This window comes from Pseudomonas sp. Bc-h, from assembly GCF_002080045.1.
Lineage (GTDB): Bacteria > Pseudomonadota > Gammaproteobacteria > Pseudomonadales > Pseudomonadaceae > Aquipseudomonas.
Genome location: NZ_MUIN01000005.1, coordinates 35,283 through 58,957 on the forward strand (window position 1 = coordinate 35,283; position 23,675 = coordinate 58,957).

Below are 23,675 nucleotides of genomic sequence, written 5' to 3' on the forward strand. Positions count from 1 at the left end.
CTACCATGGCATTTACCGACCCGTTCATCCGTCGTCCCGTGCTCGCCAGCGTGATCAGCTTGCTGATCGTGCTGCTGGGTTTCCAGGCCTTCAGCAAGCTGACCATCCGCCAGTATCCGCAGATGGAAAACGCCCTGATCACCGTGACCACGGCCTATCCCGGCGCCAACGCCGAGACCATTCAGGGCTACATCACTCAACCGCTGCAGCAGAGTCTGGCCAGCGCCGAGGGCATCGACTATATGACCTCGGTCAGTCGCCAGAACTTCTCGGTGATCTCGATCTACGCGCGCATCGGCGCCAACACCGACCGCCTTTACACCGAGCTGCTGGCCAAGGCCAACGAGGTGAAAAATAAACTGCCGCAGGACGCGGAAGACCCGGTACTGAGCAAGGAAGCCGCCGATGCTTCCGCGCTCATGTACATCAGTTTCTACAGCTCTGAGCTGAACAATCCGCAGATCACTGATTACCTGTCGCGGGTCATTCAACCAAAACTGGCAACGCTGCCAGGCATGGCCGAGGCGGAGATTCTCGGTAATCAGGTATTCGCAATGCGCCTGTGGCTGGACCCCGTCAAACTCGCGGGCTTCGGCCTGACGGCAACTGACGTGACCGACGCCGTGCGCAAGTACAACTTTCTCTCTGCGGCCGGGGAAGTGAAAGGCGAGTATGTGGTCACCAGCGTCAACGCGACCACCGATTTGAAATCCCCTGAAACCTTCGCTGCAATCCCGCTGAAGACCGTGGGCGACAGCCGCGTGCTGCTCGGCGATGTGGCGCGAGTGGAAATGGGCGCCGAGAACTACGACACCGTCAGTTCGTTCGATGGCACGCCATCGGTTTACATCGGCATTAAAGGTACGCCCAGTTCCAACCCACTCGACGTGATCAAGGAAGTGCGCAGGATTATGCCGGAACTGGAAAGCCAGCTGCCGCCAAGCCTGAAAGTGTCCATCGCCTACGACGCCACGCTGTTCATCCAGGCGTCGATCCACGAGGTGGTGAAAACCCTGATCGAAGCGGTGCTGATCGTCATCGTCGTGGTGTTCCTGTTCCTCGGCGCGTTGCGCTCGGTGGTGATCCCGGTGATCACCATTCCGCTGTCGATGATCGGCGTACTGTTCTTCATGCAGATGATGGGTTACTCGATCAACCTGCTGACCCTGCTCGCCATGGTGCTGGCGATCGGTCTGGTCGTGGACGATGCGATCGTCGTGGTGGAGAACATCCATCGCCATATCGAAGAGGGCAAGACGCCGTTCGATGCCGCGCTCGAAGGCGCACGGGAAATCGCCATGCCGGTGGTTTCGATGACCATCACCCTGGCAGCGGTGTATGCGCCCATCGGTTTCCTCGAAGGCCTGACCGGTGCGCTGTTCAAGGAGTTCGCCCTGACCCTGGCGGGCGCCGTGGTGATCTCCGGAATCGTAGCCTTGACCCTGTCGCCGATGATGTGCGCCCTGCTCCTGCGTCACGACGAAAACCCCAGCGGCCTGGCGCATAAGCTCGACCAGATCTTCGAAGGCCTGAAAGTGCGCTATCAGCGCGTACTCCACGGCACGTTGAATACGCGCCCGGTGGTCATCGTTTTCGCGGTGCTGGTGCTGTGCCTGATCCCGGTGTTTCTCAAATTCAGCCAGTCGCAACTGGCACCGGACGAGGATCAGGGCATCATTTTCATGATGGCAACTTCTCCACAGCCGACCAACCTCGATTACATGAACAAGTACACCGACCAGTTCATCAGCATCTTCAAGGCGTTTCCGGAGTACTACTCGTCATTCCAGATCAACGGCTTCAACGGTGTGCAGACCGGCGTCGGCGGCTTCTTGCTCAAGCCCTGGGACGAACGCAGCCGCACGCAGATGGAACTGCTACCCGAGGTTCAGGCCAAGCTCGAACAAATCACCGGCCTGCAGATTTTCGGCTTCAACCTGCCATCGCTGCCAGGTACGGGTGAGGGTCTGCCTTTTCAATTCGTCATCAACACGCCAAATGATTATCCGGCGCTGCTGGAAGTGGTGGACCGGATCAAGAAGCGCGCGACCGAGTCCGGCAAATTCGCCTTCCTCGATGTCGACCTGGCGTTCGACAAGCCGGAAGTGGTGGTCGACATCGACCGCGCCAAGGCGGCGCAGATGGGCGTGTCGATGCAGGATCTGGGTGGCAGTCTGGCGACCCTGCTCGGCGAGGCGGAGATCAACCGTTTCACCATCGATGGCCGCAGTTACAAGGTCATCGCGCAAGTGGAACGCGCCTATCGCGACAATCCGCAGTGGCTGGCGAACTATTACGTGAAGAACTCGGAGGGCAAGATGCTGCCGCTGTCGACGCTGATCACGGTCAGCGATCGCGCCAGGCCTCGTCAGCTCAATCAGTTCCAGCAGCTCAACTCGGCGATCATCTCGGGCTTTCCACTGGTGAGCATGGGGGAAGCCATCGAGACCGTTCGCCAGATTGCCAGCGAAGAAGCCCCCGCCGGTTTCGCCTACGACTACGCGGGCGCCTCGCGACAATACGTGCAGGAGGGTAATGCGCTGTGGGTCACCTTCGGCCTTGCACTGGCGATCATTTTTCTGGTGCTGGCAGCGCAGTTCGAAAGCTTCCGCGACCCGCTGGTGATTCTGGTGACGGTGCCTCTATCGATCTGTGGCGCGCTGATCCCGCTGTTCCTGGGCATCTCGACGCTGAATATCTACACCCAGGTGGGGCTGGTGACACTGATTGGCCTGATCAGCAAGCACGGCATTCTGGTGGTCGAGTTCGCCAACCAGCTGCGCCGCGACAAGGGCCTCAGTGTTCGGGAGGCGGTTGAGGAAGCGGCGGCGATTCGCCTGCGCCCGGTGTTGATGACCACTGCAGCGATGGTGTTCGGGATGGTCCCGCTGATTCTCGCGACTGGCGCGGGCGCTGTCAGCCGTTTCGACATCGGCCTGGTGATCGCGACCGGGATGTCGGTGGGGACATTGTTTACGTTGTTTGTCTTGCCGTGTGTTTATACGTTGCTGGCTGCGAAGGACAAGCCAACAGTCGCGGGATGATCTCTGACGGAAACAAAAAGGCCCCGAGAGTCGGGGCCTTTCAGTCAGGTGGTTGTATCAATGTTGTGGCCCCGATCCCTGAGCCAGCCCGAACATCAACAACAGCAGATCATGGTCTGGACGCACAGGCAATTCAGCCTTGGCGACCCGCGGCAAAGCGCACTGCCCTTCGCCGTGTACTGCGCTCAGAATCTGTGGCCTGGGTTGCTCCCAGGCTGCCATGGCGAGGGATGCGACTCCCAGCGCCCCGACAACAAACAAACCTCGCGCCAGTTCTAACTTCATCGATCTAAACCTTTGATAGGGCTGCCAAACGCCGTCTCGTAAAAGTAGACGAGCTTGCTCCAGTCCGCTGACTGAAACGACGAATGGCGACGCAGTTGTTTCATGTCGTGCTGAGCCGCACCGTACGCCGTCAGACGCTGGCGGCATTTCTCCAGATCGATCAGCGCAACTTCAGGCCTGGCATTGGCGCCTTCGCCGACCACGCGTACAAACACGTGCTTGATATAGATACAGCTGTGTTGCCAACGGCCCTTGTGCATACGGGCCAGGTTCTCGGCCAATTCCTTGAGCATCTGCTCATAAACCGCCTCGCCATGCTGCTCACGGCCACCGGCCTTGAGCCAGTTTTCGAACTCGTCATAGCCGTCCAGCGAAGCGGTCACCAGCAGCGCACGCCATTCGTTGTTTTCGTCGCGCTCGGCGCCGCAGAAAACCATACGCGGGACGTTCACGTTCAGCTGGCGCAAGCCGTCAAGAGCATCGCGCTCGCGCAGGACGGTCGGGCGACCGAACGGGTGCAGCCAGCTGCGATAGATGTGACCGACCTGCCGCTTGACGTACAGCAGGCGACCATTCTCCGACACGACGCGTTGTACGCCACTTTCTCCGCCGCGACGAACATTGGGCTCTTCGACCCAATCCCCACGGGTATTCCAGAAATAGGCAAAACGGTCCTTGGCGGGAACGCCCGACTCAGCTGCAAAATCCACGGCCATCCTGTTACCTCTTACGTAATAGATACACACGCCACATGGCGTACAACGGCAGGAAATCCAGTCGCTCCTGAATGCGAAAGCCTGCCTGTTCGAATTCGGCTTCTACGGTGGCTACCGGTAACACAAAGCGGTTCTGGTAACCCTCCTGGTTCCGCTTGCGCTCAGCGCGCTTGCGTTTCCAGGACTTGAAATTGCCATCAACCCACAGCGAGACGATCACGCTGTCTCGCGTCACCCGATGGAACTCCTTCATCAGTACGGCCCTGTCCCTGGCTTCACCGATGTGGTGCAGCAGGCGCATGCAGAAAATACTGTCCACCGCATTGTCAGGCATGTCGATGGCGAATGCAGACGTCTGCAAGGGTTGTACCCGTTTCACCACCTCCGCTGGCTGCGACTGACAGGCAATCTTGACCATGGACGCCGAATTGTCGGCGCCGATGATGACCCGATTGGCCTTCTCGGCGAGCAACGGCCAGAACCGTCCGGCACCACAGGGGAGATCCAGCACCAGTCCCGGTTCACCCGCTAGCGCCAGCGCGCGTCGGGCCAGTTGCTTATCGCGACGATCAGACAGCTGCCGAGCCAATCCGTCCCTGTGTTTACGAAAATATTTTCTCGCGTGTTCGTCGTCGTATTTGCGCGAAAAATCAAGCTCGACCCGCTTGCTCATGGCTGCATCTCCTTTCGTGATGCAGCCAAAACTAGGGAAATGGGCGTGAGCTTCAGGTCATGCAAATGTGAAAAAAACGTGCATCGGCCAGCGCAAATGTTACGAGATTTTACCAGAAGATAGGGCTAGCATATGGCCACAACGCGTAAGATCACAGCAACATTTACACTGTCGATACATTACGCGCAGCGACGGCTGCCGACCGCTTCAGTCAGCCCCTTTGTTGAAGTCCACGCTGAAACGGCAACCATTGGGTTCCATGGTGTCCAGACTCACCGTCCAGCCCTGGTTTTCACAGATTCGTTGGACCAGCGACAGGCCAAGGCCAAGCCCCTCCCCGCGCTTTTCATTGCCGCGCACGAATGGCTGGAACATCGCTTCACGCTTCTCCTCCGGGATACCGACGCCTGAATCTTCGACAGTGAAGCCGTTGGGCAACAGGGTGAGCCGGATGAATCCCTGATCGGTGTAGTGCAGCGCGTTACGCAGCAGGTTCCCCATGACCGCATAAAGGAACGTCGCGTTGTACGAGGCCTGGGAAGCACGATCAGGGAAATAATCCAACGCAAGGCCCTTGGCCTCAATGGGCTCGCGCCACAAAGTCAGCAGTTGCTGAGCGGCGCCCTGCAACGACAGTTGCGGATTCATTCCGGCATCGTCGCGCTGAGTGCGTGCCAACATGAGGAAGGTCTGGACCAGATCGCGCATTTCCTCACAAGCTCGCCCCACACGCTCTACCTGCGCTCTGGCGCGCTGATCCAGTGCCGGGTTCTCCAGCAGCAACTCACAGGAGCTGGCGAGCACCATCAACGGCGTTCGCAGTTCATGGCTGACGTCGCTGGTGAACATTCGCTCACGGGTCAGTGCATCGCGCAAGCGCCCCAGGGTGGCATCGAACGCCACCGCCAGCTCACCTACTTCGTCTGCGGCGTAATCCGGTGCCAAAGGCGGTGCAAGACCCAGCAACTGGTCGCGATGACGCACCTGACGAGCGAGCCGCACCACCGGCGCCATTACCCGACGCGCCAGTACCCAGCCAAGGAAAACCGCCAGCGCCAGTGCCAGTACGAAGCCCACCAGAACGACGGCGAACAACACGCGCTCGCGCTCTTCGAAATCGCTCTGATCCTGCAGCAGCACGTAACGACGGCCGTCGACCACCTCGACCATGGCGTGATAGGACAGCGGGCCGCGGAACACTTCGTGGAAACCCGGCTCCAGATGTCGCAGATCCTTGGGCAGCTCGAAATCACCCGGCCCGCCGCTGAAATAAAACAGTTGGTCGGGCTCGGGCCGATGACTCCAGTCCTCGACGCTGTCCATCAGCAGCAGGCGTGTCAGATCGCCACCGAGCCCCGCCGAAATCAGCTTTTCTTCGACCAGATGCACCGTTGCCACAATGCCCATGGCGAAGGACCCGGCGACCAGCGCACTCATCAGCGCAAAGGCGATGATGATCCGCTGGGCAAGGCTCTGCTTAAACTCCATCGCGGCCCTCGGCCAGGCGATAGCCGACACCGTGTACGGTCTGCAGCAATGGCTTGGCGAACGGCTTGTCGATCACCTGACGCAACTGGTGAACGTGGCTGCGCAGGCTGTCACTGTCCGGGCAGTCATCGCCCCACAGCGCTTCTTCGAGAATTTCGCGACGCAGCACATGTGGGCTCTTCTGCATCAGAACGGCCAGCAATTTCAGCCCGACAGGGTTGAGCTTGAGCATGCGGCCTTCGCGGGTCACCTCAAGAGTATCCAGATCGTAGATCAGGTCAGCGACCTGCAAGGTGCGACGGCCTCCGCCCTGAGCCCGGCGCAGCACCGCTTCGATGCGCGCGGCCAGTTCAGATAGCGCAAAAGGCTTGAGCAGGTAGTCGTCCGCCCCGGAGCGGAAGCCCTGCAAGCGGTCATCGAGCTGATCGCGGGCGGTCAGCATGATCACCGGGGTGTCACGTCGGGCATCCTCTCGAAGGCGTTTGCACAACGTGTAGCCATCGATGCCCGGCAGCATGATGTCGAGCACGATCAGGTCGTAATGCTCAGTGGCCGCCAGATGCAGGCCGGACAAGCCATCCTGTGCGCAGTCCACGGTATAGCCCTTCAAACCCAGATAATCGGCCAGGTTGGCCAGGATGTCGCGGTTGTCTTCAACCAGCAGAATTCTCATGGGGGCCTATCTCCAGATGCAGTACGGCATGACCCCCCCGCACAGCATTCAGATGCATGCACGATCAGGTCAGAGTTGGCGGCAGCTTACGGCCAAGTTCGCCAGAGGGCCAGCACCGGTGCACACAACGTTTTTTTCACTCCCGGTTCACAGCCCGCCGACAGCGTGATGCTCAGACTTGCAAACGCTCTCGGTCAACCATCATCGCCAATACACGGGATTTACCATGTCAGAAGTCTTCGAACGGCCCACGTCTCGACCGATCAACCTTTGGGTTTATCTGGGTATCCCGGTGGTGACCGCCCTTATTCTAGTATTGCTGGAACTCACCTCGCTGGACATGGACATTGCCAGGCTGGCTTACGATCCGACGGCGGGCGGGTTCATCGGCAAACACAGTTATTTCCTGGAAAACGTTCTGCATGACCGGGCCAAGCAGGTGGTCATTGCCTTGGGCGTCTTGTCATTCGTCAGCTTTGTGGCTTCGTTCTTCGTCGGCTTGTTGAAGCCCTGGAAACGTGAACTGGGCTGTATGGTGCTGTCGATGGCGCTATCCACCAGTTTTGTCACGCCAATGAAGGTGGTGACCTCGGTTCAATGCCCCTGGAGTCTGACCGAGTTTGGCGGCCAGGAGCAGTACAGCGAGCTGCTCAGCCCTCGCCCACAGACCGACAAACCCGGCCGTTGCTGGCCCGGAGGCCATGCAGCGACCGGCTTCACTTTGTTCGCGTTGTTTTTCGTGTTCCGTGATCGTAAACCGCGCATGGCAAAAGCCGGTCTGATCTTCGCGTTCGGGCTAGGGACGGTGTTTTCGGTGGGGCGCATGCTGCAAGGCGCGCACTTCTTCTCTCACAACATCTGGACGGCGGTGTTCTGCTGGCTGATTTGCCTGGGGGCTTATTACGCTGTGCTGTATAGGCCAGTGGGCAGGAAGGACAAGGTGTTGGGGGCGGAGGCTGTTTCTGGGTAGGACCTGTGGCCTCTGATGCAGTGCCTGCACCCGATATTTGTGCAGGTCCAGGTATTGGCTCTGGCTAGCGCCAGATCTGTTTCGCCTGCGGCGAGCTACTTGAAAATTGGAGGCCGCACCACCCCCTAAGTAACCAAGTGTCCTGGCTCTTGGTTTGGCCCTCGTTCCTCGGGTTCCTTAACGCAGGCGTCGCGGTTGTGTGTCGAGCCGAGATTTTAGAGATGAACACCCATCCCTGTGGGAGCTGCTGGAGCTGTGCGACAGCCGCGATAGCGGTATCTCAGCAAATAACGTCCTGGCGGACACACCGCCATCGTCCGAATCGCGGCCCGTACCCTCGTGGCCTCCGGTGTCTCCCACAGGGTTCGCGTGCAGCCCCAGAGCTGCGTTTGCTTTTGATCTTGCTTCTAAGCGCGCGTCAGTTCAGACGACACAAATCGCGACTTGGGTGCAGGCTGAACGCAGGTGGCGCGGTTGTGTGTCGAGCCGAGATTTTAGAGATGAATACCCATCCCTATGGCAGAAGCTGGAGCTGTGCCACTGCCCGGGCCGCGGTCGGACGATGCGGTGGGTCAGATGGCTCATCTGCCAACTGGCCCACCGCTTCGCTGCCGGCGTGACCTCCGGCGTCTCCCACAGGGTTCGCGTGCAACTCCAGAGCTGCGTTCGCGTTTGATTTTGCTTCTAAAGGCGGAACTCTTCTGCCGTTAGGCAGAACAAAAATCAGCGCCACCACAAACATCGGATATACACCACGACCCAAGCGCCAAAAGCCAAATCTCAAAACCAGCCCCATAAAAAAACCCCGCCGAAGCGGGGTTCTTTATACAGCGAGGGGTAAGGCTGGCTTACATCATGCCGCCCATGCCACCCATGCCGCCCATGTCTGGCATGCCGCCGCCAGCTGGAGCCTTGTCGTCGACCACGTCAGCGATCATCGCTTCGGTGGTGATCATCAGGCTGGCAATGGAAGACGCCGCCTGCAGAGCAGAACGAGTCACCTTGGCCGGGTCCAGGATACCCATTTCGATCATGTCGCCGTATTCGCCGGTAGCAGCGTTGTAACCGAAGTTACCCGAACCCTGCTTGACCTTGTCGACCACAACGCTTGGCTCGTCGCCGGAGTTGGCAACGATCTGACGCAGCGGCGCTTCAACAGCGCGACGCAGCAGAGCGATACCGACGTTCTGATCGGCGTTGTCGCCTTTCAGCTCGGAGATAGCCTGCAGGGAGCGAACCAGTGCCACGCCACCGCCAGGTACCACGCCTTCTTCAACGGCTGCGCGGGTAGCGTGCAGGGCGTCTTCAACGCGGGCTTTCTTCTCTTTCATTTCAACTTCGGAACCAGCACCGACCTTGATCACTGCAACGCCGCCGGACAGCTTGGCCAAACGCTCTTGCAGTTTCTCTTTGTCGTAGTCCGACGAAGTGTCACCGATCTGCTGACGGATCTGAGCGATACGACCGTCGATATCGGCACGAACGCCAGCACCGTCGATGATGGTGGTGTTTTCTTTGTTCAGCACGACGCGCTTGGCGTTACCCAGGTGTTCCAGGGTAGTGCTTTCCAGGCTCAGACCGATCTCTTCGGAGATGACGGTACCGCCGGTCAGGACAGCGATGTCCTGCAGCATGGCCTTGCGACGGTCGCCGAAGCCTGGCGCCTTGACGGCTGCGACTTTGACGATGCCACGCATGTTGTTCACGACCAGAGTCGCCAGGGCTTCGCCTTCAACGTCTTCGGCAACGATCAGCAGAGGACGGCCAGCTTTCGCAACGGCCTCCAGAACTGGCAGCATTTCGCGGATGTTGGAGATCTTCTTGTCGACCAGCAGCAGCAGCGGGCTGTCCAGCTCGGCAACCATGGTGTCTGGCTTGTTGATGAAGTACGGGGACAGGTAACCACGGTCGAACTGCATGCCTTCAACGACCGACAGCTCGTTTTCCAGACCCGAACCTTCTTCAACGGTGATGACACCGTCTTTGGTCACTTTTTCCATGGCTTCGGCAATGATGTCGCCGATGGAGTTGTCGGAGTTGGCCGAGATGGTGCCGACCTGGGCAATTGCCTTGGTGTCGGTGCAAGGCTTGGACAGCGATTTCAGCTGAGCAACGATGGCGATGGTCGCCTTGTCGATGCCGCGCTTGAGGTCCATCGGGTTCATGCCGGCAGCGACGGCTTTCAGGCCTTCGTTGACGATGGCCTGAGCCAGAACGGTAGCGGTGGTGGTGCCGTCGCCAGCGTCATCGTTCGCACGGGAGGCAACGTCTTTGACCAGCTGCGCGCCCATGTTTTCGAAACGGTCTTTGAGTTCGATTTCTTTGGCGACCGACACACCGTCTTTGGTGATCAGAGGAGCGCCGAAGCTTTTCTCGATGATGACGTTACGGCCTTTCGGGCCCAGCGTTGCTTTAACTGCGTCAGCCAGGACGTTCACACCGGCGAGCATTTTTTTACGGCCAACGTCGCCGAATTTAACTTCTTTAGCAGCCATGATCGATATTCCTTAAATACTTTGTAGCAACGGGAAAATGAGGGGGAACAACTCAGCCTTCGACGACCGCGAGAATTTCGTTCTCGCTCATCACCAGCAGGTCTTCGCCGTCTACTTTCACAGTGTTGCTGCCGGAGTAAGGGCCGAACACCACTTTGTCACCCACTTTCACAGCCAGCGCACGTACTTCGCCGTTGTCCAGGATGCGACCGGCACCGACGGCGATGATTTCGCCACGGTTTGGTTTCTCGGCAGCCGAACCCGGCAGAACGATACCGCCAGCAGTCTTGGTTTCTTCTTCGCTGCGACGGATTACGACGCGGTCATGCAGAGGACGAAGCTTCATTGTCGATCTCCTAATTATGGTTTTTGAACGCCCGGTGTTGGCACCGGCGGGTTAAAACATCCGGGCTTGCCGGTTACGGTTCGCGAGCGAACCGCAGAATACGGTCTGACGAAATGCGCCAGAAACCTTGCGGTGACCCATACATAAGGGCGAGCAAGCTGATTACAAGGCTGACACCAGAAATTTTTTAAGCGAGATGGGGTCGCCAAACGCAACACGGCACCCGAAGGTGCCGTGTTGACTGCAAGCAGATCACTTTTTATCGACAGGCTCGTATTCGCCTTCGATCACTTCACCCTCGATCACCTCAGGCTGGCGTGCACCCGGACGACTCGCTCCGGGAGAGACCGGCCCCGCCGAGCGCAGATCATCGGCGAACGCACGCTGGCGACTGGCGGAAGCCTCGGCGCGCTGACGCACCTTGCCCACCAACAGACGACGCGTAAACGGCATCAGACAGATCAGACCCAGCACGTCACTGATGAAACCGGGCAACACCAAGAGGCCGCCACCAATGGTCATCATCAGGCCATCGAGCATCTGCTGGGCGGGCAGTTCGCCGCGCGCCAGACTTTCACGCGCACTCATGGCCGTCGCCAGACCTGCGACCCGAACCACGAACACACCGAGCATGGAGCCTGCAACCACCAGCAGGAAGGTCGCCAGGAAGCCGATGGACATTCCGACTTTCACCAGCACGAACAGCTCGAGCACCGGAAAAAGCAACAAAAGCAGCAAAAAAGCGCGCATCAAATAAGTTCCTCAACGGAAGAAGTCTTCCAGTAGACACTAGGTGATGTCGCAAGGTTGTAAATTCAAGCCTCAGCGGCTTCAGCGGTCGGCCATTTTTCTGCGTGGGCCAGTTGAACCAAGGTCTGGCGCACTTGTGTCGGCGTATTACAAGGTTCGGCGAACGCCAACCAGTAAAGGCTCTGCCCGATTCGCAGGTGCATGCCTTCACTGTCAATGCCCACCAGCGTTGCGGGTTCAGTCCGCGGCAAGCCCGCCAGTTCCACGTAGTGGGCGATGGCTTTGGTGTGATCTTCGTTCATGTGATCGACCATGCTGGTCTCGGCAGCGCCCGCGAACGGGTTGGCCAGGGCCACGTCATCGAGCCAGTGAATCGCGCCGAACCCACCGATGAAGCGGTAGCGCACCGGCACCAGCACCCAGAAGTCGAAATTGTGTGCGCTGTGGTAACTCTGCGATTCAGGAAAATAGCGGTAATAGCGTTGGGCGGCTGCCTCGATGGCAGCTTCATCGGTCACCTGCTGCGCTTGGGCCATGACCGTGACGCGCCCCACCGCTTGAACATCCTCGGCGCCCCGCTCGCCTACCAGCATCGAGCATTTGGTGTCGCGCTGCAGGTTATGGGTGTGTTGAGCAATCCGGCTGATCAGGATCAACGGGCGACCGTGATCGTCGAGGCAATAAGGCACCACTGAACCGAAGGGATAACCGGGCATCGACTTGGAGTGAGTCGACAGCACGCCGCGATACTCCTTGAGCAGCAGCTCTCGGGCTTGCCGGTTGGCTTTGGCACTCATGGTGTGGCTCCTGAAATGAAATCGACGAATACGAAGGCGCGCGCAGCAGCGTGCGACGGCCGAGGCCACAAGATAATCGTTATCGTTGAAGGGTGCCAGATTGGCAAGGCGTGACGATTTTGCGGAGATTTTGCGTAAAAGTTTTGCGGATGTCGTGCATTGCCGTGGGAGGGGGCCTGCTCGCGATTACGTGAGTCAGTTATTGCAAACGTGACTGCCATGCCCTTTCGCGAGCAAGCTCCTTCCCCAGGATATCGGCGCGGTTCAAACCGGCGGCGACCGATACCTGGCTATATGAGGTACTTACCAGGCCACACCAAAACCGGCGGTGTAACGGGTCTTGTCCAGATCGCCATCGTCGGAGCCGCTGATGATGTTCTTCTCGGCCTTGACGTTGAGCGAAGCCCATTCGGTGACCTTGTAGCGCAGCCCGATCTCGGTATCCAGGCTGTAATCGGCCACGCCGCTGATCGGCTTGCCCAATTCGCCGTTGGTGAAGAACTCGACCTTCTTGCCGATCAGGTAGCGGTTGTAATCCCAGGTACCCGAGACCGAATAGAAGTTGTCCTTTTCGCCGTTGGAATATTGGTAGTCGGTGCGGTTGAGCAGAGTCCCGACCTTGAACGCGCCCAATTCGTCGTCCCAGAACTGGTAACCCGGACCGGTACCGACGGTACGCTGACGACGAAGATCTTCGATATTGTCGTGCTTGTAGGTGAACCGGCCATCCCAGAACCATTTATCGGTAATGAACCGGTCGATGGAGTACTCGGCGTTCCAGTTGTCGGTGGTGGTCTCTTCGTCCTGGGTCTCACGGTTGTACTCACCTTCAGCGTTGTGACGCCATCTGCCGTGAGTCGCCGAAGTCTTGAACGCGATGTTGTAATCGTCGGTGTCCTTGTCCGCACGCTGGAAATCCAGAGCCGCGTCGACATTGCCCTTCCACACCAGGTCGGTCACCACCGGCTTGGGTTTCATGATCTGCTGGATACTCGCCAGATCCACGGTCTTCGGCGCATCGCCGTTGGCCAGCGTGACCTTGCCGTCATCGGCGGCATGCAGCGACTTGGAAATCTCGCCGTTGTAGGCGTCCTGCTTGACCAGCAGGTGCTGATCGCTTTCCAGTGTCTTGACTTCTTTCCAGTCCAGCGGAATATCGCCTGCATATTTAGTGTTGAGCAGCAGCTTGCCGCCATCGAAGACTTTGATGGTCCCCGTGAGCTTGTCACCGTTCTTCAACCAAACGGTGTCGGCGAGCAAGGGAGTGGAAGCGCTGGTAATGGCGAGGCACAACAGGGTTCTGGACAACATAAGCAAAAAAGGGGCTCTGGTTCGCGGAAGACGGGCATTGTCCGGACGGACAACGTCATGGCAATCCTGGGACCGCCGACACAGGTATCACTGACCGTAGGAAATTTCCCTAGTTCCTTACCGAAAATTCCCGCTGGTCCTACAATCAGGAACGAACGCGTGATCGAACACTCCTCCCCCTCGGATGACCCGACCGGGCTATCCCCCGCAGAGGCCCGCCGTACGGCGCTATACCTGACACTGCATCAGGTTCCCGAAGGCAAGGTCGTCAGTTACGGCCATTTGGCGGAACTTGCCGGTTTAGGACGAGCGGCACGTTTTGTCGGTCGAACTCTGAGCCAGCTTCCGGACGGCAGCACCCTACCCTGGCATCGGGTTCTGGGGGCAGGCGGAAAACTCAGCCTGGCCGCTGGAACCGTCTCGGGTGAAGAACAAAGAGCACGATTGCGCGCCGAAGGGGTGACCATCCGTAACAATCGGGTCGATATGCAGCGTCATGGCTGGCGCCCGACAGAGCACAACGGTTAGAGTGCGCGCTTTGTTTACGTAATCTGAGGCAGATTCCAGCCCATGCCCCGCAAAACCTGGCGCGCCGCGCTCGCCGCATATGCCAGCCCCTCTACATTCGTGCTGTTGTTGCTCGGCTTCGCTGCGGGCATGCCCTACATGCTGGTGTTTTCCACACTCTCGGTCTGGCTACGTGAAGCCGGGGTGGCCCGTGAAACCATCGGCTATGCCAGTCTCATTGGCCTGGCCTATGCATTTAAGTGGGTGTGGTCGCCGCTGCTCGATCAGTGGCGCCTGCCGCTGCTTGGCAAGCTGGGCCGCAGACGCTCCTGGCTGGTGCTGTCGCAGTCACTGGTGACGCTCGGCCTGATCGGCATGGGCTTCTGTGATCCACAGCAGCATTTGTCCTGGCTGATCGCGATCGCGGTGGTCGTGGCGTTCTCGTCCGCGACTCAAGACATCGCCATCGATGCTTATCGTCTGGAAATCGCCTCCGACAGCCAGCAAGCCACCCTCGCCGCCAGTTACATGGCGGGCTATAGGGTCGCGGCGCTGCTCGCCACGGCTGGCGCGCTGTATTTCGCCGAAGGTTTCGGCTCCACCGGATTTGCCTACAAACACTCGGCCTGGACCGGCACCTACGTGCTGTTCGGCCTACTGATGGTGCCCGCGCTGATCACCTCGCTGATCATGCGCGAGCCCGCCGTGCCGCTGCGTACGCAGTTGTCGGCGGCGCGCTACGGTTTTGCCCATCAGTTGGCTTCGGTCTTCGTACTGATCATCCTGCTGGTCTCTGTGCCAGCGATGTTCACCCAGCTCTACAACACTGATTTCGCCAGCGTGCTGTTCGAAGGAACGACCTGGAAAGACCTGTTGATGGAAGACCGCGCGTTCTTGCGCGCCATTCTCTACACCTTGCTCACGGCCGCGTGCCTGTCGTCGATGGGCCGCAGGGGTCTGGCGCCCGTACTGACGCCGATCAACGACTTCATCCTGCGTTATCGCTGGCAAGCGCTGTTGCTGTTGGGACTGATCGCCACCTATCGCATGTCCGATACGGTCATGGGCGTGATGGCCAACGTGTTCTATATCGATCAGGGTTTCACCAAGGACCAGATCGCCAGCGTCAGCAAGATCTTCGGTCTGGTGATGACACTGGTGGGCGCTGCGTTCGGTGGCCTGGCGATCGTGCGCTTCGGCATTCTGCCGATCCTGTTCATTGGCGGCGCCACGTCGGCCGCGACCAACCTGCTGTTCCTGATGCTCGCCGACATGGGCCCGAACCTGAAGATGCTGATCGTCACGATCTCGCTGGACAACTTCAGCTCGGGCCTCGCGACCTCAGCGTTCGTGGCGTACCTGTCGAGCCTGACCAACCTGAAGTTTTCGGCCACCCAGTACGCGCTGCTCAGCTCGATCATGCTGCTGCTTCCGCGCCTGATCGGCGGCTATTCCGGAGTGATGGTCGAGAAGCTGGGCTACCACAACTTCTTCCTGGCCACCGCGCTCATGGGCGTGCCGACCCTGTTCATGATCGCCCTGCACTGGGCTCAGGAGGCGCGCAAGGACAAGCGCGACGAGGAAAACAAAACCGCCGAGACGCCGGTGAGCGAACAGCCTTGATGTTCGGTTGATCCGCCATCTGTGGCAGTCCTGACAGAGCATCCAACAAAAAGCCCCGCACTCTCACGAGCCGGGGCTTTTGTCGTTTCTACAGAAGCACTCAGCGCTGAGTGGCGGGTTCCTGCTGTTCCTGCACCACACGAATCACACGCTGCGGGAACGGAATGTCGATGTTCTCGGCCTTCAGGCGATCACGCGCCTCGGCGTTGAGCATGAACATCACGTCCCAGTAATCGGACGTCTTGGTCCAGATACGCAGTGAAACGGTGATCGAGCTGTCGCCCAGGGTCGAAATTACCGCCTGCGGCGCAGGGTCTTCCATGACACGTGGGTCTTTCGCCAGATCCAGCAACACCTGCCGGGCCTTCTGCAGGTCGGCGTCATAATCGACACCGACATCGAACACTACCTTGCGGGTTGGCTGACGGTTGGTGTTGGTGATGATGCCGTTCGATAGGTTGCCGTTCGGCAGAATCACTGTCTTGTTGTCACCGGTGCGCAGAATGGTGTGGAAGATCTGAATGCTGTCGACAGTACCGGCAACGCCCTGAGCTTCAATCCAGTCACCAATGCGGAACGGACGGAACAGCAGAATCAGTACCCCACCGGCGAAGTTCGCCAGGCTACCCTGCAATGCCAGACCGATGGCCAGACCGGCGGCACCGATCGCAGCCACGAAAGACGTGGTTTCGACGCCGATCATCGACGCGACGCTGACGATCAGCAAGACCTTCAGAATGATGTTGGCCAGGCTGCTGATGAAGCCTTGCAGAGCAAGATCGACCTGACGAAATGCCAGTAGTACGCCGACCTTGGTGGTCAGTTTGTTGATCAGCCACCAACCTACCAGCAGCACGACCAGCGCCAGCAGCACCTTGCTGCCGTACTGCATGACCATGGGAATCCAGGCCTGGGAGGCCTTGACCAGGTGATCGACCTGGCCGTTCAAATCCAAATCCATTTAATTTCTCCTCGCGGTCGCGAAAACGGAAGACCGGAACGATAACGCCTGCGGCGTCATCGCTTCAGTGGGACCTGCACTCGGACGCACACAAACCCTTCAGGTTCCCTACGCGGAGGCAAATCAGACAGGCCATTAGTCGCGGAAGTTGTTGAACTGCAGTGGCATGCCGAATTCCTTCGCGCGCAGGGCCGCAATGGCTTCCTGCAGGTCATCGCGTTTCTTGCCGGTCACACGGACCTGCTCGCCCTGAATGGCGGCCTGCACCTTGAGCTTGGCTTCTTTGATGTGCGCAACGATCTTCTTCGCCAGCTCCTTGTCGATGCCTTCCTTGAGCGTGGCTTCCTGCTTCATGACCTTACCGGAAGCAAAGGCATCCTTCAGCTCAAGGCATTGCACGTCGATCTTGCGCTTGACCAGTGCCAGCTTGAGGATCTCGATCATGGCTTCGAGTTGGAAGCCTTCTTCGGCGGTCATCTTGATCAGCAGGTCTTTTTCCGTGAACTCGAAGCTGCCTTTGCCTTTGAGGTCGTAGCGGCGGTCCAGCTCCTTGATCGCGTTGTCGACGGCATTCGTGACTTCGTGTTTATCCAGTTCGGACACTACGTCGAACGAGGGCATGTAGATTCTCCAATTGATACGGCGCGGCTCGACATGTGAATGGAGCACGCCTGACTTGACGGTATGAAAGCCCGGTCATTATAACGAGACTTTTCCTATGTTCATGTGAGCCTGCAATGCCGATTTTGTTTTCTCGCTCCTCAAATGAGTTTGCTGGGTGAAAACGACTCCCTGGCACATTCTCGGCGCAGGCAGCCTTGGCAGTCTGTGGGCAACGCGACTGGCCAGAGCTGGCCTGCCGGTGCGCCTTATACTGCGCAACCCCTCACGTCTTGCGGCTTACAGCGCCAAGGGCGGCCTGAGCTTGAGCGAGCAAGGCGAACGTGCGACCTTCGCCATTCCAGCGCAAACCTTCGACGCTCAAGAGCCGATTCAACGCCTGCTGGTGGCCTGCAAGGCCTACGATGCGGAACCAGCCGTTGCCAGCGTCGCATCGCGCCTGACCTCCGGCGCCGAGATTCTGCTGTTGCAAAATGGCCTGGGCAGCCAGGACGCTGTGGCGGCCCTCGTTCCGCAAGCCCGGTGTATTTTCGTTTCCAGTACCGAAGGGGCGTTTCGCGACGAAGACTTCAGCGTGGTGTTCGCCGGGCAAGGCTTTAACTGGCTCGGTGACCCACAGCAAGGCGACCCACCCCAGTGGCTGAATGAGCTGACGGGCGCAGGCATTCCCCATCAATGGACGTCAGAGATTCTGGATCGCCTGTGGCGCAAGCTGGCGCTGAATTGCGCGATCAACCCGCTGACCGTGCTGCACGGCTGCCGCAATGGCGAATTGCAGGCGCATGCAGAGGAAGTCCGCGCATTGTGCGACGAACTGGTTCGAGTGCTGCAAAGCTGCGGCCAGCCACAGGCTGCGATCGGTCTGCAGGAGGAAGTGATGCGCGTGATCGAGGCCACAGCGGCCAATTATTCGTCGATGTATCAGGACGTGGCTCAGGGTCGACGCACCGAAATCAGCTATCTGCTGGGGCATCTCTGCAAGGCCGCTGCGCTGAGTGGCTGCGACGTGCGTCTTCTGAACCGGATACGCACTCGGTTGATCGATCACCTGAGTGGCAAAGGCCTTCCCAGCAACTGAACGCCCTGTAGCGGGCCGGCTTTATGGCGGTTGCGATCTTGCGGGCGTCACCGCCGGCAGGCCGGACTGCTACAGGTGTGTTCCGCGTCGTGACAGGTATGTGCGTTGAGGAGACCGGCGCTCCCCTTGCAGAGACATTTCCTTCGGTTATGCATCGTGGGTTTGCTCAGGCCCTGAACAGCGCTAACCTGCCTGTTCCTCATCCGCCAGTGACTCTGCCCAATGCCATTGCGCCAGCGCCTCGAAAACCTGCCGGTCGGCCAGAAGCTGTTGGCCGCCCTGCTGGTCCTGCTGACCACCGTTCTGCTGGTCGCCAACCTGACCTTCATCAGCGCCGCCTACTACATTTCCCAGGAAGCCATGGCGCCTCAGGCCTTGCAGACCATCGGCCGACTGATCAGCAACCCCGGACTGTCGGAACAGGCCCTCTCCTCCCCCTACAACGCCCAGGCACTGCTCAAGGAGCTGAAAAACTACGGCCCGTTGCGCGCCGCCGCCGTCTACGACAGCACAGGTAACCGACTGGCGCAGGTCCAGCAAGGCGACAAGCTGCGTCTGCCGGACCACTACCGCAATCTGGAAAGCTGGCGTATCACCGAGTTTCGCAACACTCAGGTGATCCCGATCCCTAAACAAGGTCAGGCGCCGGGCCATCTGTTACTGGTGGCCAGCAGCGAACTGCCGACCGCGTTCTATACCGGCACCCTGACCGCCAGTCTCGGTATCCTGATTTTCAGCATCCTGTTGTGGGCGGGCGTTGCGCGGCAGATTCGCCGCTTCATCACCGAGCCCATCTACCTGCTGGAACAACTGTCGCGCCGGGTCACCCGAGAAGAGAACTACGCACTGCGCGCCGGAACGGGCAATCGGGACGAAATCGGCTCACTGGCCGAGGCTTTCAACACCATGCTGTCGCGCATGGAAGCCCGCGAGCAGCAGCTCAAACGCGCTCGCGACGAGTCGCAGGATGCTTACGACCAGGCGCAGGGCCTGGCCGAAGAAACCCGTCACACCAACCGCAAGCTGGAGCTGGAAGTCCAGGTGCGGAGCAAGATCGAGAAAAAGCTCACGGGTTTTCAGAACTACCTCAACAGCATCATCGACTCGATGCCATCGGCGCTGATCGCGCTGGACGAACAGTTGTACGTGACGCAGTGGAATCAGGAAGCTGGCGCACTCTCGGGCACACCGCTGGACGAGGCCCTGAACCAGCCGATTTTCCTGGCGTTCCCGCCGATGAAATCCTTCCTGCCGCAGATCAAGCAGACGGTCGAACGCCATACCGTGACCAAGATCGAGCGCGTGACCTGGGTCAAAGGCGATCTCACCCGCCACTTCGCCCTGACCTTTTACCCGCTGACCGGCGGTGCCGGGCGTGGCGTGGTGATTCGCATCGATGACATCACCCAGCGGCTGTCACTTGAAGACATGATGGTGCAGTCGGAAAAAATGCTCTCGGTGGGCGGTCTTGCGGCAGGCATGGCTCACGAAATCAATAACCCCCTGGGCGCGATCATGCACAACGTGCAGAACATCCGGCGTCGTCTGTCTCCGGATCTGCCGAAGAATCAGGAGCAGGCCGAGCAGGAAGGCGTCGAGCTGAGCGCAGTGAATCAATACCTCAGCGCCCGGGAAGTACCGCAGTTGCTCGATGGCATTCAGCAAGCGGGCGCGCGGGCCGCGAAGATCGTCAGCCACATGCTCAGTTTCAGTCGGCGCAGCAATCGGCAAATGGCACCCTGCGACCTGCCAGCGCTGATCGATCAAGCGGTCGAGATCGCCAGCAACGATTTTGACCTGACCATCGGTTTCGACTTCAAGGGTCAGAACATCATTCGCCAGTTCGACCCCAAACTTGGCCCGGTGCCCGGCACCGCCAACGAACTTGAGCAAGTGCTGCTCAATCTGCTTAAAAACGCAGCGCAAGCCATCCATCAGCGCGAAAACGACAGCGAGCCAGGGCGGATCATTTTGCGCACTCGGCTCAACCCGCCATGGGCGGAGATTCAGGTCGAGGACAACGGTGTCGGCATGCCGGAAAGCGTGCGCAAGCGTACGTTCGAGCCATTCTTCACGACCAAGGAAATCGGCCAGGGCACCGGGCTGGGGCTGTCGGTTTCGTACTTCATCATCACCAACAACCACAAGGGCCAGATGGAGGTTCACTCCACGCTGGGCCAGGGCACCTGCTTCACCTTGCGCTTGCCGCTGGCGGGCAATCCGATGAACGTGCCTGCCCCGCAGGTCATTGGTCAGAACGACCGGGAGTAAAACCATGGGATTTCGCTTGTCGAAGATTTACACACGCACCGGTGACAAGGGCGAGACCGGGCTCGGTGACGGTCGTCGCGTGCCGAAGGATCACCCGCGCGTGGAGGCCATCGGCGAAGTCGATACGCTTAACAGTCAGTTGGGCTTGCTGTTGGCGGGGCTCGAAGGACTGGCAGGGGCAGTGCCTGCGATGCAGGAAATCATCGACGTTCTGGCGCCGTGTCAGCATCGGTTGTTCGATTTGGGTGGCGAATTGGCGATGCCGGAATATCAGGCGCTCAACGCTACGGAAATCGAACGGCTGGAAGCGGCTATCGATGTGTGGAACGAAGAGTTGGGGCCGCTGGATAACTTCATCCTGCCCGGCGGCTCGGCACTGATCGCCCAAGCTCATGTTTGCCGCAGTCTGGCCCGAAGCGCGGAGCGGCGCTGCCAGCATCTGAATGCGATTGAGCCTTTAGCGGGGTTTGGCCTGGCGTATATCAATCGGCTGTCGGATCTACTGTTCGTTGCAGCTCGGCTGATTGCCCGTCGGCAGGGTGTCGCGGAGATTTTGTGGCAGGCAGCGAAGAAGCCGGAGTGAACGAGACGAGACAGGACGCAGTGACTCCCCTGTAGCTGCATGGCTTGCCGGCGGCGGTGATTTCTGAAACGCCACCGCCGGCAAGCCGTGCTGCTACAGTTCAGGACATCCGTTCAAGGCGTCAATCAAACCCATGCGGCCAGAACGCCCTGATCCCGGCAACACCTTGCGCGCCGCTTTCCCACGCCTGCTGACGTTCGTCCGGGCCAACACCACCCAGCAGATAAACCGGCTTGCCGAAGCCGTCGATCAGCTCGCGCGCCCTCTCCCACCCTAGCGGCTGCGCATCGGGGTGCGTCTGGGTCGGCTGCACCGGTGACAAGGTGACGAAATCCACGCCCATCTGTTCCGCCAGAGACAGCTCCTCGGCGTTATGGCATGAAGCGGCCAGCCACCGCTCTTCGGGGAACGGACGGCCCTTGCTGGCGTACTTGCGCAGTTGTGCGCTGGTCAGGTGCCACCCGGCCGCCGGGAAGTCGCCCAGCCACTCCAGCGGGCCTTTCAGCATCAGCTGGGCCTTGCCTGCACAGAGTCCGACCGCGTCCACCGCCACATCGCGGTATTTGGGGTCGTAGCCGTTCGGCGCGCGCAATTGAATCAACTTGATGCCACCAGCAACCGCCTTCTGGATGCCCTGCAAAAGCTGCGGCGTTTCCAGCGCGTCCGGCGTGATCAGGTATTCGCCGGGCAACCTGGCGGCGGCAACGATCGGCTGGTTCGCGGCAGGAAAATCGTAACTGGCAAGCTCTCGATTCGACACCCAGGCCAGAGGCTGACCTTCGGCGCCGTGAGGCTCACCGCTGAAGGAGGAGACTTCCCAGACGTCGAGCAATACCTGCTTGTCGGGGTAGTCATGCTTGATCTTGATCAGTGGTCGCGCCTTGGCAACCACAATGCCCAACTCTTCTTTCAACTCACGGGACAACGCCGCTTCGACAGTTTCGTCAGGCTCGACCTTGCCCCCGGGAAACTCCCACAAACCGCCCTGGTGCTGTTTGTCAGCGCGCCGGGCAATAAGAATCTTGCCGTCGGAGCCACGGATGACCGCAGCGGCTACATGGATACGTTTCACGTTCAAACTTCCTCTAAAACTGTCCGCCGTGGCGCGATGAAGGCGTCGACGCCCCTTTAGCAGTCCGGCTTGCCGGCGGCAGCGATCTTGAATACGCCGCCGGCAAGCCGTGCTGCTACAGATCAGCAGCGCTTGGTAGACCTGCGATCAGGTGCGGTATTCCGCGTTGATCTTCACGTACTCGTGGGACAGATCGGTGGTCCAGATGGTTTCGCTGCAATCACCGCGGCCCAATTCGATGCGGATGGTGATTTCTTCCTCAGCCATCACCGCCGAACCCTGCGCTTCGGTGTAGGTAGAAGCGCGGGCGCCTTTGCTGGCGATGCAGACGCCGCTAAGGAACACGTCGATTTTGCTGACGTCCAGATCCGGCACACCGGCACGACCGACCGCAGCCAGAATGCGGCCCCAGTTCGGGTCGGAAGCGAACAGCGCAGTCTTGATCAGGGGCGAGTGAGCGACGGTGTAACCGACGTCCAGGCATTCCTGATGGTTGCGACCACCGTTGACCTCAACGGTCACGAACTTGGTCGCACCCTCGCCATCACGCACGATGGCTTGAGCCACGTCCATGCACACTTCGAACACCGCTTTTTTCAGTGCCTCGAACACCGGGCCTTTGGCCTCGGTGACTGGCGGCAGGTTCGCCTGACCGGTGGCGATCAGCATGCAGCAGTCGTTGGTCGAGGTGTCGCCGTCGATGGTGATGCGGTTGAACGACTTGTTCGCGCCATCGCGAATCAGGTCCTGGAGCACGTTCTGGGAAACATTGGCGTCGGTGGCGATGTAGCCCAGCATGGTCGCCATGTTCGGGCGGATCATGCCCGCGCCCTTGCTGATGCCGGTCACAGTGACCGTCACGCCGTCGATCTGAAACTGACGGCTAGCCCCTTTTGGCAAAGTGTCGGTGGTCATGATGCCGGTGGCCGCAGCCGACCAGTTATCCACAGACAAATCATCCAGCGCAGCTTGCAGCGCGCCTTCGATCTTTTCCACAGGCAACGGCTCGCCGATCACACCGGTCGAAAACGGCAGCACCGCGCTGGCATCGACGCCCGTGATTTCGGCCAGCTTGGCGGTGGTGCGCTCAGCCGCGACCAGACCTGGCTCACCGGTACCGGCGTTGGCATTGCCGGTATTGGTCAGCAGGTAACGCACGGTGCCTTGCACGCGCTGTTTGGACAGGATCACCGGCGCCGCGCAAAACGCGTTCAGGGTGAATACGCCTGCAACGCTGGAGCCTTCGGCGCAGCGCATGACCACTACGTCTTTGCGACCGGGACGCTTGATGCCGGCAGAGGCGATGCCAAGTTCAAAACCGGGGACCGGGTGCAGCGTCGGCAGAGGACCAAGACCAACAGCCATGAAATGCGCTCCTTGAGAGATAGCCACGCCGTCCGGCTGAACCGGT

Annotated in this window: 21 protein-coding genes; 7 read left to right on the forward strand and 14 right to left on the reverse strand. The window is 59.5% G+C overall.

The window, feature by feature from the left end:
• The first annotated feature begins 5 nt into the window (after positions 1 to 5).
• A complete protein-coding gene (locus BWR59_RS08960; protein WP_081565291.1) occupies positions 6 to 3,044 on the forward strand; it encodes a multidrug efflux RND transporter permease subunit in 3,039 nt (1,012 codons plus the stop codon).
• Between the two features lie 57 nt (positions 3,045 to 3,101).
• Here BWR59_RS08960 and BWR59_RS08965 read toward each other — a convergent pair whose 3' ends face one another.
• From BWR59_RS08965 to colR, 5 genes are all read right to left on the reverse strand, one after another.
• Positions 3,102 to 3,329: a hypothetical protein gene (locus tag BWR59_RS08965; protein WP_081565292.1), complete on the reverse strand. Its 228-nt coding sequence runs from the start codon at positions 3,327 to 3,329 to the stop codon at positions 3,102 to 3,104.
• Positions 3,326 to 4,045, reverse strand: coding sequence for a lipopolysaccharide kinase InaA family protein (locus tag BWR59_RS08970; protein WP_081565293.1), 720 nt, complete (start codon positions 4,043 to 4,045; stop codon positions 3,326 to 3,328). The genes BWR59_RS08965 and BWR59_RS08970 overlap by 4 nt, the downstream gene beginning before the upstream one ends.
• A gap of 4 nt (positions 4,046 to 4,049) precedes the next feature.
• Positions 4,050 to 4,718, reverse strand: coding sequence for a class I SAM-dependent methyltransferase (locus tag BWR59_RS08975; RefSeq protein WP_081565294.1), 669 nt, complete (start codon positions 4,716 to 4,718; stop codon positions 4,050 to 4,052).
• A 207-nt stretch (positions 4,719 to 4,925) separates the two neighbouring features.
• Positions 4,926 to 6,206 (reverse strand): HAMP domain-containing sensor histidine kinase, encoded by a 1,281-nt coding sequence (locus tag BWR59_RS08980; RefSeq protein ID WP_081565295.1) that lies wholly within the window; start codon positions 6,204 to 6,206, stop codon positions 4,926 to 4,928.
• Positions 6,196 to 6,879 carry a two-component system response regulator ColR gene (gene colR / locus BWR59_RS08985; RefSeq protein ID WP_081565296.1) on the reverse strand — a complete coding sequence of 228 codons (684 nt, stop codon included), beginning with the start codon at positions 6,877 to 6,879 and terminating at the stop codon, positions 6,196 to 6,198. Before colR ends, BWR59_RS08980 begins: the two co-directional genes overlap by 11 nt.
• A 226-nt stretch (positions 6,880 to 7,105) precedes the next feature.
• Between colR and BWR59_RS08990 the strand changes: the two genes are divergently transcribed.
• On the forward strand, positions 7,106 to 7,849 hold the full coding sequence (locus tag BWR59_RS08990) for a phosphatase PAP2 family protein (protein WP_081565297.1): 744 nt from the start codon (positions 7,106 to 7,108) through the stop codon (positions 7,847 to 7,849).
• Positions 7,850 to 8,697: 848 nt separating this feature from the next.
• Here BWR59_RS08990 and groL read toward each other — a convergent pair.
• From groL to BWR59_RS09015, 5 genes are all read right to left on the reverse strand, one after another.
• Entirely contained in the window at positions 8,698 to 10,344 is a 1,647-nt protein-coding gene (groL, locus tag BWR59_RS08995) for a chaperonin GroEL (protein WP_081565298.1), read from the reverse strand.
• A gap of 52 nt (positions 10,345 to 10,396) precedes the next feature.
• Positions 10,397 to 10,690, reverse strand: coding sequence for a co-chaperone GroES (locus BWR59_RS09000; RefSeq protein ID WP_062384143.1), 294 nt, complete (start codon positions 10,688 to 10,690; stop codon positions 10,397 to 10,399).
• Positions 10,691 to 10,942: 252 nt separating this feature from the next.
• Entirely contained in the window at positions 10,943 to 11,440 is a 498-nt protein-coding gene (locus tag BWR59_RS09005) for an FxsA family protein (RefSeq protein ID WP_081565299.1), read from the reverse strand.
• A gap of 65 nt (positions 11,441 to 11,505) precedes the next feature.
• Positions 11,506 to 12,237 carry a HugZ family protein gene (locus tag BWR59_RS09010; protein WP_081565300.1) on the reverse strand — a complete coding sequence of 244 codons (732 nt, stop codon included), beginning with the start codon at positions 12,235 to 12,237 and terminating at the stop codon, positions 11,506 to 11,508.
• A gap of 303 nt (positions 12,238 to 12,540) precedes the next feature.
• A complete protein-coding gene (locus BWR59_RS09015; RefSeq protein ID WP_081565301.1) occupies positions 12,541 to 13,548 on the reverse strand; it encodes a DUF481 domain-containing protein in 1,008 nt (335 codons plus the stop codon).
• A 159-nt stretch (positions 13,549 to 13,707) separates the two neighbouring features.
• Here BWR59_RS09015 and BWR59_RS09020 point away from each other — a divergent pair, with 159 nt between their 5' ends.
• Together BWR59_RS09020 and BWR59_RS09025 are read left to right on the forward strand one after the other, a co-directional pair.
• Positions 13,708 to 14,076, forward strand: coding sequence for an MGMT family protein (locus tag BWR59_RS09020; RefSeq protein WP_230981982.1), 369 nt, complete (start codon positions 13,708 to 13,710; stop codon positions 14,074 to 14,076).
• 42 nt (positions 14,077 to 14,118) lie between these two features.
• Positions 14,119 to 15,678 (forward strand): AmpG family muropeptide MFS transporter, encoded by a 1,560-nt coding sequence (locus BWR59_RS09025; RefSeq protein WP_081565303.1) that lies wholly within the window; start codon positions 14,119 to 14,121, stop codon positions 15,676 to 15,678.
• Positions 15,679 to 15,778: 100 nt separating this feature from the next.
• Here BWR59_RS09025 and BWR59_RS09030 read toward each other — a convergent pair whose 3' ends face one another.
• Together BWR59_RS09030 and BWR59_RS09035 are read right to left on the reverse strand one after the other, a co-directional pair.
• Entirely contained in the window at positions 15,779 to 16,633 is an 855-nt protein-coding gene (locus BWR59_RS09030) for a mechanosensitive ion channel family protein (protein ID WP_081565582.1), read from the reverse strand.
• A gap of 141 nt (positions 16,634 to 16,774) precedes the next feature.
• A complete protein-coding gene (locus tag BWR59_RS09035; RefSeq protein ID WP_081565304.1) occupies positions 16,775 to 17,260 on the reverse strand; it encodes a YajQ family cyclic di-GMP-binding protein in 486 nt (161 codons plus the stop codon).
• 157 nt (positions 17,261 to 17,417) lie between these two features.
• On the opposite strand from BWR59_RS09035, the gene BWR59_RS09040 reads away from it, so the two are divergent.
• From BWR59_RS09040 to BWR59_RS09050, 3 genes are all read left to right on the forward strand, one after another.
• Positions 17,418 to 18,338, forward strand: coding sequence for a putative 2-dehydropantoate 2-reductase (locus BWR59_RS09040; RefSeq protein WP_081565305.1), 921 nt, complete (start codon positions 17,418 to 17,420; stop codon positions 18,336 to 18,338).
• A 222-nt stretch (positions 18,339 to 18,560) separates the two neighbouring features.
• Positions 18,561 to 20,609 (forward strand): ATP-binding protein, encoded by a 2,049-nt coding sequence (locus tag BWR59_RS09045; RefSeq protein ID WP_081565306.1) that lies wholly within the window; start codon positions 18,561 to 18,563, stop codon positions 20,607 to 20,609.
• 4 nt (positions 20,610 to 20,613) lie between these two features.
• Positions 20,614 to 21,192 carry a cob(I)yrinic acid a,c-diamide adenosyltransferase gene (locus BWR59_RS09050; protein WP_081565307.1) on the forward strand — a complete coding sequence of 193 codons (579 nt, stop codon included), beginning with the start codon at positions 20,614 to 20,616 and terminating at the stop codon, positions 21,190 to 21,192.
• 121 nt (positions 21,193 to 21,313) lie between these two features.
• Here BWR59_RS09050 and BWR59_RS09055 read toward each other — a convergent pair whose 3' ends face one another.
• Together BWR59_RS09055 and argJ are read right to left on the reverse strand one after the other, a co-directional pair.
• Positions 21,314 to 22,264 carry a Nudix family hydrolase gene (locus BWR59_RS09055; RefSeq protein WP_081565308.1) on the reverse strand — a complete coding sequence of 317 codons (951 nt, stop codon included), beginning with the start codon at positions 22,262 to 22,264 and terminating at the stop codon, positions 21,314 to 21,316.
• A gap of 147 nt (positions 22,265 to 22,411) precedes the next feature.
• Positions 22,412 to 23,629: a bifunctional glutamate N-acetyltransferase/amino-acid acetyltransferase ArgJ gene (argJ, locus tag BWR59_RS09060; RefSeq protein WP_081565309.1), complete on the reverse strand. Its 1,218-nt coding sequence runs from the start codon at positions 23,627 to 23,629 to the stop codon at positions 22,412 to 22,414.
• Between the last annotated feature and the right edge of the window lie 46 nt (positions 23,630 to 23,675).

Bases quoted from the DNA above. Each gene is read 5' to 3' on its own strand.
- BWR59_RS09035 (WP_081565304.1), bottom strand. From the start codon at position 17,260: ATGCCCTCGTTCGACGTAGTGTCCGAACTGGATAAACACGAAGTCACG.
- BWR59_RS08960 (WP_081565291.1), top strand. From the start codon at position 6: ATGGCATTTACCGACCCGTTCATCCGTCGTCCCGTGCTCGCCAGCGTG.
- BWR59_RS09050 (WP_081565307.1), top strand. From the start codon at position 20,614: ATGGGATTTCGCTTGTCGAAGATTTACACACGCACCGGTGACAAGGGC.
- BWR59_RS08970 (WP_081565293.1), bottom strand. From the start codon at position 4,045: ATGGCCGTGGATTTTGCAGCTGAGTCGGGCGTTCCCGCCAAGGACCGT.
- BWR59_RS09010 (WP_081565300.1), bottom strand. From the start codon at position 12,237: ATGAGTGCCAAAGCCAACCGGCAAGCCCGAGAGCTGCTGCTCAAGGAG.
- BWR59_RS09025 (WP_081565303.1), top strand. From the start codon at position 14,119: ATGCCCCGCAAAACCTGGCGCGCCGCGCTCGCCGCATATGCCAGCCCC.
- BWR59_RS08990 (WP_081565297.1), top strand. From the start codon at position 7,106: ATGTCAGAAGTCTTCGAACGGCCCACGTCTCGACCGATCAACCTTTGG.
- BWR59_RS09015 (WP_081565301.1), bottom strand. From the start codon at position 13,548: ATGTTGTCCAGAACCCTGTTGTGCCTCGCCATTACCAGCGCTTCCACT.
- BWR59_RS08965 (WP_081565292.1), bottom strand. From the start codon at position 3,329: ATGAAGTTAGAACTGGCGCGAGGTTTGTTTGTTGTCGGGGCGCTGGGA.
- BWR59_RS09000 (WP_062384143.1), bottom strand. From the start codon at position 10,690: ATGAAGCTTCGTCCTCTGCATGACCGCGTCGTAATCCGTCGCAGCGAA.
- colR (WP_081565296.1), bottom strand. From the start codon at position 6,879: ATGAGAATTCTGCTGGTTGAAGACAACCGCGACATCCTGGCCAACCTG.
- groL (WP_081565298.1), bottom strand. From the start codon at position 10,344: ATGGCTGCTAAAGAAGTTAAATTCGGCGACGTTGGCCGTAAAAAAATG.
- BWR59_RS09045 (WP_081565306.1), top strand. From the start codon at position 18,561: ATGCCATTGCGCCAGCGCCTCGAAAACCTGCCGGTCGGCCAGAAGCTG.
- BWR59_RS09005 (WP_081565299.1), bottom strand. From the start codon at position 11,440: ATGCGCGCTTTTTTGCTGCTTTTGTTGCTTTTTCCGGTGCTCGAGCTG.
- argJ (WP_081565309.1), bottom strand. From the start codon at position 23,629: ATGGCTGTTGGTCTTGGTCCTCTGCCGACGCTGCACCCGGTCCCCGGT.
- BWR59_RS08980 (WP_081565295.1), bottom strand. From the start codon at position 6,206: ATGGAGTTTAAGCAGAGCCTTGCCCAGCGGATCATCATCGCCTTTGCG.
- BWR59_RS08975 (WP_081565294.1), bottom strand. From the start codon at position 4,718: ATGAGCAAGCGGGTCGAGCTTGATTTTTCGCGCAAATACGACGACGAA.